This window comes from Agreia sp. Leaf244, assembly GCF_001422695.1.
GTDB lineage: Bacteria > Actinomycetota > Actinomycetes > Actinomycetales > Microbacteriaceae > Agreia.
The window spans coordinates 447,357-458,487 of sequence record NZ_LMLX01000001.1 but is presented as its reverse complement, the minus strand read 5'-3'; the positions used below and the strand labels follow the sequence as shown (position 1 = coordinate 458,487).

The 11,131-nt window shown below is 68.7% G+C and carries 15 protein-coding genes; 10 read left to right on the top strand and 5 right to left on the bottom strand.

Translation table 11 applies throughout. The features are described from left to right. Positions 1-75 precede the first annotated feature (75 nt). The 3 genes from ASF06_RS02090 to ASF06_RS02080 are packed head-to-tail and all read left to right on the top strand — an operon-like array spanning position 76 to position 2,069. Positions 76-561 (top strand): hypothetical protein, encoded by a 486-nt coding sequence (locus ASF06_RS02090; RefSeq protein WP_055942715.1) that lies wholly within the window; start codon positions 76-78, stop codon positions 559-561. 46 nt (positions 562-607) lie between these two features. Next, on the top strand, positions 608-1,249 hold the full coding sequence (locus tag ASF06_RS02085; RefSeq protein WP_055942712.1) for a CDP-alcohol phosphatidyltransferase family protein: 642 nt from the start codon (positions 608-610) through the stop codon (positions 1,247-1,249). Positions 1,250-1,259: 10 nt separating this feature from the next. Then, the gene (locus ASF06_RS02080) at positions 1,260-2,069 is read left to right on the top strand and encodes a TrmH family RNA methyltransferase (protein ID WP_055942708.1); all 810 of its coding nucleotides are present in this window, start codon (positions 1,260-1,262) and stop codon (positions 2,067-2,069) included. 73 nt (positions 2,070-2,142) lie between these two features. Here the strand turns inward: ASF06_RS02080 and ASF06_RS02075 are convergent, their stop codons facing one another. Next, positions 2,143-2,841: a hypothetical protein gene (locus ASF06_RS02075; protein ID WP_055942705.1), complete on the bottom strand. Its 699-nt coding sequence runs from the start codon at positions 2,839-2,841 to the stop codon at positions 2,143-2,145. 77 nt (positions 2,842-2,918) lie between these two features. Between ASF06_RS02075 and ASF06_RS02070 the strand changes: the two genes are divergently transcribed. The 4 genes from ASF06_RS02070 (at position 2,919) to ASF06_RS02055 (ending at position 5,637) form a co-directional block, all read left to right on the top strand. Further along, positions 2,919-3,365: an FAS1-like dehydratase domain-containing protein gene (locus ASF06_RS02070; protein WP_055924497.1), complete on the top strand. Its 447-nt coding sequence runs from the start codon at positions 2,919-2,921 to the stop codon at positions 3,363-3,365. After that, the gene (locus ASF06_RS02065; protein ID WP_055924494.1) at positions 3,362-3,814 is read left to right on the top strand and encodes a MaoC/PaaZ C-terminal domain-containing protein; all 453 of its coding nucleotides are present in this window, start codon (positions 3,362-3,364) and stop codon (positions 3,812-3,814) included. Before ASF06_RS02070 ends, ASF06_RS02065 begins: the two co-directional genes overlap by 4 nt. Continuing rightward, the gene (locus ASF06_RS02060) at positions 3,811-5,052 is read left to right on the top strand and encodes a UDP-N-acetylmuramate dehydrogenase (RefSeq protein ID WP_082500646.1); all 1,242 of its coding nucleotides are present in this window, start codon (positions 3,811-3,813) and stop codon (positions 5,050-5,052) included. The genes ASF06_RS02065 and ASF06_RS02060 overlap by 4 nt, the downstream gene beginning before the upstream one ends. Before the next feature lie 168 nt (positions 5,053-5,220). Beyond that, positions 5,221-5,637, top strand: a complete 417-nt coding sequence (locus ASF06_RS02055) for a hypothetical protein (protein ID WP_055942702.1) — start codon at positions 5,221-5,223, stop codon at positions 5,635-5,637. Positions 5,638-5,877: 240 nt separating this feature from the next. Here ASF06_RS02055 and ASF06_RS02050 read toward each other — a convergent pair whose 3' ends face one another. Together ASF06_RS02050 and ASF06_RS02045 are read right to left on the bottom strand one after the other, a co-directional pair. Further along, positions 5,878-6,369 (bottom strand): CarD family transcriptional regulator, encoded by a 492-nt coding sequence (locus tag ASF06_RS02050; protein WP_055924488.1) that lies wholly within the window; start codon positions 6,367-6,369, stop codon positions 5,878-5,880. Positions 6,370-6,427: 58 nt separating this feature from the next. Further along, positions 6,428-7,030 (bottom strand): TetR/AcrR family transcriptional regulator, encoded by a 603-nt coding sequence (locus ASF06_RS02045; protein WP_082500645.1) that lies wholly within the window; start codon positions 7,028-7,030, stop codon positions 6,428-6,430. Positions 7,031-7,122: 92 nt separating this feature from the next. Here ASF06_RS02045 and ASF06_RS02040 point away from each other — a divergent pair, with 92 nt between their 5' ends. After that, positions 7,123-7,620, top strand: coding sequence for a MarR family winged helix-turn-helix transcriptional regulator (locus ASF06_RS02040; RefSeq protein WP_055942697.1), 498 nt, complete (start codon positions 7,123-7,125; stop codon positions 7,618-7,620). A gap of 17 nt (positions 7,621-7,637) precedes the next feature. Next, positions 7,638-7,955 carry a DUF7882 family protein gene (locus tag ASF06_RS02035; RefSeq protein ID WP_055924479.1) on the top strand — a complete coding sequence of 106 codons (318 nt, stop codon included), beginning with the start codon at positions 7,638-7,640 and terminating at the stop codon, positions 7,953-7,955. Between the two features lie 16 nt (positions 7,956-7,971). Here the strand turns inward: ASF06_RS02035 and ASF06_RS02030 are convergent, their stop codons facing one another. Next, on the bottom strand, positions 7,972-9,066 hold the full coding sequence (locus ASF06_RS02030) for an FAD-dependent oxidoreductase (RefSeq protein WP_055944038.1): 1,095 nt from the start codon (positions 9,064-9,066) through the stop codon (positions 7,972-7,974). 82 nt (positions 9,067-9,148) lie between these two features. On the opposite strand from ASF06_RS02030, the gene ASF06_RS02025 reads away from it, so the two are divergent. Beyond that, positions 9,149-9,838, top strand: a complete 690-nt coding sequence (locus ASF06_RS02025; protein ID WP_055942694.1) for an SOS response-associated peptidase — start codon at positions 9,149-9,151, stop codon at positions 9,836-9,838. A gap of 85 nt (positions 9,839-9,923) precedes the next feature. Here the strand turns inward: ASF06_RS02025 and ASF06_RS02020 are convergent, their stop codons facing one another. Further along, positions 9,924-11,108, bottom strand: a complete 1,185-nt coding sequence (locus ASF06_RS02020; protein WP_055942691.1) for a M20/M25/M40 family metallo-hydrolase — start codon at positions 11,106-11,108, stop codon at positions 9,924-9,926. Positions 11,109-11,131: the final 23 nt, after the last annotated feature.

Below are 11,131 nucleotides of genomic sequence, written 5' to 3'. Positions count from 1 at the left end.
CAACTGTGGATGAGGTCAGGACGCCGCGTTCTGACCGGCGCATCGAATGGCGCCGAATCTGAAAGGAACGACCCCGTGTCAGAACTCAATCTCTTCACCGGTCCCGGATCGTCGAACGATCCCTCCACTCCGCCGCCTCGCCGATCCTTCCGTACCCGTATCGCCGTCGGCGTCGCATGCGGCGTGATCGGACTCGGAATCGTGGGGACGACGGCCGCCTTCGCCGCGCAGGGCGGCGAGCCGACCCCGATGCCTACCTCGTCGATCTCGCCCACTCCGGGCTCGACCGATGTTCCCGCGCCGGTCGCGCCCGACGACGGAGCGACGCCGCCGACCCCGCCCGCTCCGGGCGCCGCCGGGGTGTGCGCGCCGGGTGCTCCCGGTGCTCCCGGTGCTCCGGCCGACGGTGCAGTTCCGACGGCCCCGCCCGCCCCGGCCGACGGGACGGCCCCGCCCGCCCCGGCTGACGGCGGAGCGGCTCCCACTCCTCCCTCGGACACACCCGCACCTCCGACTGAGGCGCCCGCACCGGCTCCCACCGGAACCGCTCCCGCCTCCTGACCCGTCAACGCACCCGAGCGAGCAGGGCACCGGTTACCCTCAAGGTGTGGACACCTCGACAGCGCACCCGGAGCGCGAGCGGATTCTGAACGTGCCGAACACGATCACGTTCGCCCGTCTCATCCTGTTCATGCCTTTGTTCGTTCTGCTCGTTCTGGTGTGGCACGAGAACTTCTGGGCGTTCGTCGTGCTCGTGGCCCTGGGCGCCACGGACTGGATCGACGGTTTCGCCGCACGAAAGCTCGGTCAGGTGACGCATTTCGGTGCGGTGCTCGACCCCGTGGCCGACCGGGCAAGCCAGGTGGTCGTGTGCGTGACGCTGGTCATCAGCGGCATCCTGCCGCTCTGGATCCTCATCGCCATCGCCGCGACCGACCTGATCCTGGGACTGATCATCCTCGCCTACAAGCGCCAGGGGTCGATGACGATCACCTACATCTCGAAGATCCGCACGACCTTCCTGATGCTCGGGTTGCCGCTGCTGCTGCTCGCCCACTCCGACTTCGCAGGCCATGAGATCCTGGCGGTCGTCGCGTTCTACGGCGTGGTCATCGGATGCCTGCTGCACGTCTTCGTGGGCGCCCAGTATGCGGCGATCGTCATCCGCGAGGGCCGCGCGCGTCCGCGCCCACTCGGCGCATCCGCTGCCGGCCGTCCAGACGCGGACGCGCCGAATCGGCGCGGATAGCGGCAGCTCCGTGCCCATCGTGCGCGTCGGGAGCCTCGGCGATTCTAGGCTCAGCGACTTCGCCCATCTCACCGACGTCGCCCTCAAGAAGGCCCGCGGTTCCGAGCACGGCCTGTACCTCGCCGAGTCTCTGCTCGTGTTCGAGCGTGCGCTCCGGGCGGGGCATGCTCCCCGGTCGGTTCTGGCCCTCGGAACCTCCACGGAGGAAGCCGAGGCGGTTCTCGCCGAGCACGGCTTCGCCGACATCCCGATCTTCACCGGACCGGGCGAGCTTCTCGCCGAGCTCACCGGCTACATCCTGCACCGCGGACTCATCGCCTCGATGAATCGCCCGGCGCTCGCGAACCCGGCGGAGCTCATCCGGAACGCCCGTCGAATCGTCGTTCTCGAGAACGTGGTCGACCCCACCAACGTGGGCGCGATCTTCCGTTCCGCGGGTGCGATCGGGGCCGACGCCGTTCTCGTCACACCCCGGTGCTCCGACCCGTTCTACCGCCGGGCCATCCGTGTGAGCATGGGCACCGTGCTGCAGGTGCCCTGGACGCGTGTCGGGGCGTGGCCCGAGACCCGGGAGCTTCTCGTCGAGGCCGGTTTCCATGTGGCCGCGCTGGCCCTGACACCGGATGCCGTCAGCCTGCGCGACTTCCAGGCTCGGCTTCCCGAGAGGCTCGCCCTGGTGCTGGGCGCGGAGGGCGACGGCCTGACGCCCGAGGCGATCGCGGCAGCCGACACGGTGGTGCAGATCCCGATGAAGCACGGAATCGACTCCCTGAACGTGGCGGCGGCCAGTGCGGTCGCCATGTGGGCGGTCTCCGGCTGATTTTGTGCACCGTGGGCTGCTCCTCGTCGAATAGCGACGAGGTGGGGGCTGAAACTGTACAAGTCTGTGGCCGCTACTCCGAGAGGGTGACGACTCCGAGCCCCGAGTCGGCCTTCTTGACCGCGTCCCACGCGCTCGACGACGGGCACGCCACACCGAGCGACACGAAGATGCCCGCATCGCCGAAGGCGCGCACGGCCAGGTAGTTGCTGTTCGACGCTCCCCAGAGCAGATCGACGAAGTCGACCTTGGCCGCCGAGGATCCGCCGGTGAACGTGTGCAGCGCGAACTCGTCGGCGGGAATCTCCTCGTCGCGGATAAACGAGGCCGCATTGCGCGATGTCGCCTTCTCGTCGCCTGAGACCACGTCGACGCCGTCGAGCGACGACTGCCAGATGCGCAGGCGGCACCCGGTCGACGCGCTGATGTAGCTCATCGTGTCGGCGTCGTCCGAGGCGTCCTGGTCGGGCGCCCAGTCGGTGTCCGCCGGCGGCTGGAACGTGAGGGAGGCGAGACTGCCCGCCGGCAGCGTGGAGGAGGAGTCGAAGGTGAGGTCGCCGTCGTCGACGTCTCCGGGCGTGCCACTGGATGGCGCCGGGTCGGGCTGCGGTGCGGCCGTCCCCGCGCCGCGCGTCACACCCGCGAGCAGCGCGAAGACCGTCACCGCCGCGGCGATCGTCACGATCAGCGCGAGCCCGCCGCCGAGCCCGAGGGCGAGCAGGAGGGCGCGGTTCGATGTCGTGCGCGGTTTCGGCGTGGGGGGAGTGCTCATCGTCCATCAGTCTAGGCAGGCGGGTGCGCGCAGCAGTCGCAGAGCAGACGCCGCCGGGGCGTTCGTAGAATGGACGGGTGCCAGTGAACCCCGAACTCGTCGGACGCGTCTTCGCGCCGACCCCCGCCTATCTCGTCGGGCGAGAGAAGGTGCGCGAATTCTCTGCGGCCGTCTTCGCCACCAGTCCACTCAACACCGACGTCGAGGCCGCCCGTGCGGCAGGCTACGCCGACGTCGTCGCGCCGCCGACTTTCGCGGTCGTGGTGCAGGAGCACACGCTCAAGCAGTTGCTGAGCGAGCCCGACGCCGGCATCGACTTCTCCCGTGTCGTTCACGGCGACCAGCGCTTCACCTTCACCCGCCCTATCGTGGCCGGCGACGAGCTCACCGCCACACTGAACGTGGCGAGCATCAAGTCGCTCGGAGGCCACTCGATGGTCACGGCCGAATCGACCATCGTCGACGCGACGGGCGCGCACGTCGTGACCGCGACATCCACCCTCGTCGTCAGGGGAGACGAATGACCGCCGGAATCACCATCGCAGCCGACGAACTGACCGCGGGCGATGTCGTCGCGGGAGGCCACTTTCCGCTGAGCCGCGATTCGCTCGTGCGCTACGCCGGGGCCTCCGGAGACTTCAATGCCATCCACTACCGCGACGACGTCGCGGCATCCGTGGGCCTGCCCGGCGTTCTCGCCCACGGCATGCTCACCATGGGGCTCGCCGTGCAGCCGGTCGTCGACTGGATCGGCGACCCGGGGCGCGTGCTCGACTACCAGGTGCGCTTCACCCGGCCCGTACTGGTCGACCCCGTCGAGGGCGCCGAACTCGTGGTGAGCGCCAAGGTCGGCAAGGTCGACGCAGAGGCCGGCACGGTGCGCATCGACCTGACGGTCACGTTCAACGGCGACACGGTGCTGGGCAAGGCTCAGGCCGTCGTCTCCCTGGCCCCCACCGCTTCCGTCGTATGACCGGTCGGCACGGTCGCACCGAACCGCACCCCGGTGAGCCCACGGGCGGCCGCATCGAGGGCTCGGATGTTCCGCTCGGCCCCCTGACGACGCTCCGGGTCGGCGGGCCGGCCGCGCGCATCGTCGAGCCGCACGACGAACCGCAGCTGCTGCAGACGGTGCTCGAGGTGTGGGACTCGGGTGACGACTGGCTCGCCCTCGGCGGAGGATCGAATGTCGTCATCTCCGACGACGGCTTCGACGGCACCGTGATCCGCGTCGCGACTCGCGGGGTCGCCCGCATCGTCGCGCCCAGCGGAACCGTGCGACTGCGGGTGCAGGCCGGCGAGCCGTGGGACGAGCTCGTGGCCTACACGGTCGAGCAGGGCTGGTCGGGGCTCGAGGCGCTCTCCGGCATCCCCGGGTCGACGGGCGCGTCGCCCATCCAGAACATCGGGGCCTACGGGCAGGAGGCAGGCGACTCGATTGTTTCGGTCGATTTCCTCGACTACGGCACCGGCCGCGTGGAACGCCTCGCGCGCGATGACCTCGAGCTCGGCTACCGCACGAGCGTGTTCAAGCGCTGCAGGCGAGGCGTCGTGCTCTCTGTGACGTTCTCGCTCACCGATGCGTCGGCACAGGCGGGCCCCGCGGGCGACTCGGGCTCCGACGCTCCCGGCCCTCTCGCGCTCGGCGATCCCATCGCCTACCCGCAGCTGGCGACGGCGTTGGGCGTGGCCGTGGGCGACCGGGTCGCGCTGGGCGGCGTTCGCGCGGCCGTTCTGCGGCTGCGCGCGTCGAAGGGCATGGTTCTGGATGCGACGGATCCCGATTCCGTCAGCGCCGGGTCGTTCTTCACCAACCCGATCGTGTCGGAGAATTTCGCCCGATCTCTGCCGAGCGACGCGCCCCGCTGGCTCGTCGAGCCGGAGGCCGAGCCCACGGTCGTGGCCCTGCCCGACCCCGCCTCGGGCCTGACGGTCGACCTGACCGGGACGCTCGAGGCATCCGGCGAATCGGCGGAGCCGCAGGTCAAGCTGAGCGCCGCCTGGCTGATCGAGCGTGCGGGAATCGGCAAGGGGTTCGCGCTGCCCGGCTCGCGCGCCGCGATCTCGTCGAAGCACACCTTGGCGATCGTGAACACGGGAGGCGCGACGGCTGCGGACATCTCGGAACTGTCGCGCTACATCCAGAACCGGGTGTCGTCGGAGTTCGGGGTGCGGCTGCACCCGGAGCCCGTCTTCGTGGGCCTCGACTAGCCGCGTCTCTCGTTCGACGCGCGATCCCGTGAGGCGACGCGGGAGCGTGCTCGTGCACCTGTGCGTCGATGTCAATGGTGAGCACTGCCCATGCCCGCGCCCCCGCCCGTATCCGCGCGGCTGCTAGGGTTTTGGGACCACGCACCCCCCTAAAAGGAGTACAGACACATGCGAATCTCGCGCACCAAGACCACATCGCTGATCGGCGCGCTCGCCATCACCGGACTCCTGCTCACCGGCTGCGCAGGCGGCCAGAGCAAGGCCGACGCCTGCAAGGTTCTCGAGTCGGGCCTCACCGATCTGCAGAGCGAGCTCACCAGCAGCCTCTCCGACGCGGCCACCGACCCCGAGGGCGCCTCCGAAGCCCTGCAGACCGTGTCCGACAAGTTCTCCGAGAACGCCTCGAAGGTCTCGAACGACGAGGTCAAGGGCGCTGCAGACGACGCCGACAAGGCGCTCAGCACGCTCGTCAGCGAGTTCAAGACCTACGCGTCAGACCCGACGAACGCCGACACGACGGCACTGACCGACGCGTCGAGCGATGTTCAGGAGACGTTCACCGAGCTCTCGACCGTCTGCAACTGACGAGTTCGATCCACGTCGGCCCGGGGCATTTCGCCCCGGGCCGGCCGTGTTTAAGCCGGTTCGGATGCCTGTGGCCGGGTCGACGACCGTCTCACGCCGTAACGTGAGAGTTCGTCACGTTGCACTCGAGGCCAGATGTCTTTAGCTTGAACTAATAGGCAGAGGCCGACAGGGATGTGGGGATCTGGTCCGGGGGGACCGGTCGGCCTCTGCCCTACATCTTTCGATGCGATGGTCTGACTAGACGACGACCGCGTTCAGCACCTCGTCGAGCAGCAGCGACGCATCTTCGTCGCTGACGCTGCGGGCGAGTGCGAGCTCGGAGATGAGTACCTGCCGAGCCTTGAGCAGAAGGCGCTTCTCGCCGGCCGAGACGCCCTGCGCCTGCTCGCGGCGCCACAGGTCGCGCACGACCTCGGCGACGCGGTGCACACTGCCCGACGCCATCTTCTCCTGGTTGGCCTTGTAGCGGCGCGACCAGTTGCCCGGCTCCTCGACGAAGTCGTTCTGCAGAACGGCGAACACCTCGCCCACTCCGGCGGCGTCGATCACGTCGCGCACGCCCACGAGCTCGACGTTGTCGATGGGAAGCTTGATGATGAGGTCGCTCGTGTGCACTCGGAGCGTCATGTAGCGCTTGTCCTCGCCCTTGACCGTCTTGGTCTCGAGCTCCGTGATGGTGACCGCTCCGTGGTGCGGGTAGACGAGGGTTTCTCCGATATCGAATTTCACGGCTGGCTTCTCTTTTCTGTGTGACGTCGTGTGCGGCGGATAGATCTGGTGTGAGTGGTCAACTGAGCCGCGGGGGGAGCAGGGCGATGAGTTCATCGACCAGCTGGTCTGCGCTGATGTCGCGGTGGTCGGCGATCCAGGCGCTGAGCAGGCTCACCGTGCCGCCGGCCACGTAGGTCGCCGCGAGGCGGGCCCGGATGGCGTCGGCCTCGGATTCGGGCTCGTCGAACGACGCGAGCACCTGCTCGGCGTAGGCCGCGATGACGTCGTCGAACGCGCGACGCGACAGGGGCAGGCCCAGGGCGTAGGAGTAGATGGATTCGCGCTGCGAGAAGTGCTGCACGAGCTGCGAATAGCTCTCGCGAAGCTCGGAGACCGGGTCTGCAACGTTCGAGCTCGGCACGGTGATCGACGCGAACTCCTGTCGGAGCAGAGCGACCGCGAGGTCGTCGAGGCTCGAGAAGTGGGCGTAGAACGAGCTGCGGCTGATCTTCGCCTCGCGCACGATATCGGTCACCGAGATGTCGCCGGAGTCGTGCGAGTGGAGGCGGGCGACCGCGGCGAGGATTCCCTGCCTCGTGCGAGCGGCCCTCGGGTCTGCCGGGGTGTCGGCGGAGGATCGAAAACTGTCGGTTAGAACAGCACTCCTCACAGTTGACATCACGGTAGTATAGCACGATTTCTCGGACACTTGTCCGAGAAAAAGGGCCCAAGTGCTTAGCCGGCCTAGCGACCTGCCCGTAAGATCGATGCATGGAATCCTCGGAGGCGCGCGCTTCGGGCTATTGGTACGGCGATGACCCCGAGGTTAAAACGGGGGTCGACGCCCTCAATGCCCTGCGCAGGTACCGTGTCGCCGAGACTGCGATGCGTCGTCGAACCCGCGCGGCTCTGCGCATGAACGAGACCGACATGATGGCGCTGCGGTTCATCGTGAACGCCGAGCGTGAGGCGCGGGCCGTCAGTCCGAAGGATCTTGCCGCGTATCTCGGCATCTCCTCGGCATCCACGACCGTGCTCGTCGATCGCCTGGTGGCGAGCGGGCATCTGAGCCGGGCCAAGCACCCGAGCGACGGGCGGGCGGTCGTCCTGGCCGTCACTCCCACGACGCATGCCGACATGCAGGAGACGTTCGGCGACATGCACCGGCAGATGATGGTCGTTGCCAGGCAGTTGGATGCCCACGAGGCGACGATTGTGACGTCGTTTCTCGAACAGATGAGCCATGCTGTGTCGCACGAAGAGAAATAGCTAGATAAACTAACTAGGTGGGCAAACTCATCTATGGTCCGACGGGCCTCGAAATAGACATCGACGACCGTCTCCTCGCGCATCTGCGCGTCGTCGTCAACGCCAAGTTCCGGCGCGGAGAATCGTTCCTGTTCAACTGGGAGCACAACTCCGACGAGGGAAACGGGCGCAGCTCCATCTGGATGCATCCGACCATCCCCCTGCACATCCGCTTCTTCGGCAACAGGCAGCCCCCGGTGAACAGGGCGTGGATCGAAGCGCTCATGGTGACCGCGAACAGCGCCAACGGCATGGTACTGATCCCCGAGCCGGGAGGAACCGGACCGCAGGCGTAGCCTCAGGCGCGGGTGTTCAGGTGGCCCGCGCGTTCTGCGCCGCCAGGGCGTCCATTATCTGGGTCGCGACGAGCCGACCCGCGCGATTCGCCCCGATCGTGCTGGCCTGCGGCCCGAACCCCGCGAGAAATATGTTCGGATCGCGCAGGGAGCGACCGCGTTCGACGGCCACGCCGCCACCCGATTCACGCAGCCGAAGCGGCGCGAGGTGGGCGAGCTCTGCTCGGAAGCCGGTTGCCCAGATGACGGCGTCGGCATGCTGGAACGACCCGTCGGCCCACCGAACGCCATCGGGTTCGATCGCCGAGAACATCTCTCGATCGACCAGCACTCCTCGGTCGCGGCCGGCCACGTTGCGGGGGCTCGCCGGCAGTCCTGTGCCGCTCGATACGCTCGGAATGGGCAGGCCGGCGCGGGCTGCGGCGTCGGCGCGCTCCACCGCGGCGACCCTGGAGTGCTCGTCCATGGCGAACTCAACCGGCCTCCGCGTGACCCAGGTGGTCGACGAGGCCACGTTCTCGAGCTCGAGCAGAAACCCGACGGCCGATGTTCCCCCGCCGACGACCACGACGTCGAGCCCGGCGAAGTCGCTCGCCGTCCGGTACTCGGGCGTCGAGATCTGGATGCCGGAGAAGGTCTCGGCGCCGGGATACGAGGGGCGGAACGGCCTGGCCCAGGTGCCGCTGGCGTTGACGACCACGTCGGTGCGCACCGTGCCGATGTTCGTCTCCACCTCGTAGCGCCCGCCATCCACTCGCGCCACCCGCGTGACCTCGACCGGCCGCACGACCTCGAGGCCGAAGTGCCGCTCGTAGCGACCGTAGTAGTCGCCGACGACGTCTCTGGCGGGCAGTGTCTGGTCGGCTGTGGCGAAACTCACGCCCAGCTCCGACATGCCGGGCAGGTCGTCGACCTTGTGCGCGGTGTCGAGCCGCAGCGACTCCCAGCGGAACTGCCACGCTCCGCCCGGCCGGGGCCCGCGGTCGAGCACGACGAAGTCTTTCGCGGGCACGAGACCGAGGCGGCGCAGGTGATAGGCGACCGACAGGCCGGCCTGCCCGGCGCCGATGATGACGACGCGGGTGTCGGTGACCGGAAGTGTGGTGCTCACGAGCGCATCAACCACCAGACCGCGGGTTTTATTGCAGCGCGGGGCTATTCCGGTGTCGGTGGTGCAGGGATAGCGTGGTGGCATGTGCGGACGCTTTGTCGTGGCTAGGGCATCAGGAGACCTGCTTGAGGGCCTGATGCGCGACCTGCCAGACCTCGAAGACAACTACAACGTGGCCCCGACCGACGACGTGGCGGTCGTGCGGCAGCGTCGCGAGCATCCGCGCGAGCTCGACGCCGTGCGCTGGGGCTTCGTTCCCGGGTGGTATCCCGACCTCACGAAGCGGCCGCAGCCCATCAACGCGCGCATCGAGACGGTGGCGACCTCGGGCATGTTCCGCAGGGCCTTTCAGGCGCAGCGCTGCATCGTGCCCGCGGCGGGCTACTACGAGTGGACGATCCTGCCCGACGGCTCGAAGCAGCCCCACTTCGTGTACTCGCCCGACCAGGCCCTCGCCATGGCCGGCATCGTCTCCGCCTGGCGCGACAAGGCGAAGTCCGACGACGACCCCGACCGGTGGGTCATCTCGATGGCCATCGTCACGCGAGATGCGCACGTGGCCCCCGGCGAGGTGCACGACCGCATGCCCGCGTTCCTCACGCCCGACGGCTACGACGCCTGGCTCGGCAGCGACCTCGACTCCGACGGGCTGCTCCACCTGCTCGATTCCGAGTCGCTCGAGGTGGCCCACGAGCTGCAGCACTACGAGGTGTCGAAACAGGTCAACAGCGTGCGCAACAACGGCCCGGAGCTGATCGAGCCGCTGGGCTGACCCCCCTTCGACAGGCTCAGGGAACGGGCGGGGAATTACGCTCAGGGGGCGGGCGGGCGGTTGCGCTCAGCGGGCGGGCGGGCGGCTACGCGCAGAAGTCGTCGATCGTGCCTTCGAGCACGCGCGCGACCGTCTCGACCGAGGCGAGGTCGACCCACTCGCTGGCCGCATGAGCGCCGCCGCCGGTCACCCCGAAGAGCACAGACGGGATGCCCGCGGCCGCGAGCAGGGCGCAGTCCGTCCAGAACGGCTCGCCCCTCAGCACCGGCGGCCTGCCCGTGACGCGCTCGACGTTCGCGAGCACGCTCTGCACGACGGCCGACGAGCGATCCGCCTCGAACGGGGGCTCGGCGAGGCCGGGCACGATGCGGTACGAGAAACCCGGATGCTCGGCCGACACCGCGACCAGAAGCGCGTCGATCTCGGAGACGACGGTGTCGACATCCTGCCCCGGGAGCGTGCGCCACTCGACGCCGATCGTGCATTCGGCCGGGTAGCTCGACATCTCGACGCCGCCGCGCACCAGAGACGCGTGCACGTTGGCCGCCCCGAGAAACGGATGCTCGGGGCGGCTCGCGAGCTCGTGCGCAAGGTCGCCGAGGCGGGCGAGAAAGCGGCCCGCCTGCACGATGGCATCGCGGCCGAGGTCGGGGCGCGAGCCGTGGGCGGCGAGGCCGGTGATGATCACGTCGAGCCAGACGAGGCCGCGGTGCGCGAGGGTGACCTCGCCGTTGCTCGGCTCGACGACGATGGCGCCGTCGGCGGAGAAAGAGCGCAGCACCTCGATGGTTCCGGCACTCTCGAATTCCTCGTCGGCCACGAGGGCGAGCACGATGTCGCCCCGGTGAGGGCGCTCCGCGGCCGCCGATGCGGCGACCATCATGGCGGCGATTCCCGACTTCATGTCGTAGCTGCCTCGCCCGAACATCGCACCGTCGCGGATCACCGGCGCGAGGCCGTCTCCGTCGTAACTGTCGAGGGAGACGGTGTCGATGTGGCCATTGAGCATGAGGGAGCGGCCACCGCCTGTTCCGGCCCAGGTGGCGACGATCGACGGGCGGCCGGGAGTGGCCTCGAGACGCACGATCTCGCATCCGCGCGGCGCCAGCCAGCTGGTGATGACGTCGGCGACCGCCGCCTCTCCGCGCCCCGTGCTGCCGAGGTCGGGATTCGAGGAGTCGACCTCGATCAGCTGTCGAAGCAGGGAGACCAGTTCGGACTCGCCGGTGCCGTCGGTGCTGCGGCCGGGGTTGTCGTCGCTCTCGCTCATGACCCCATTGTCTCGCGGGGGAG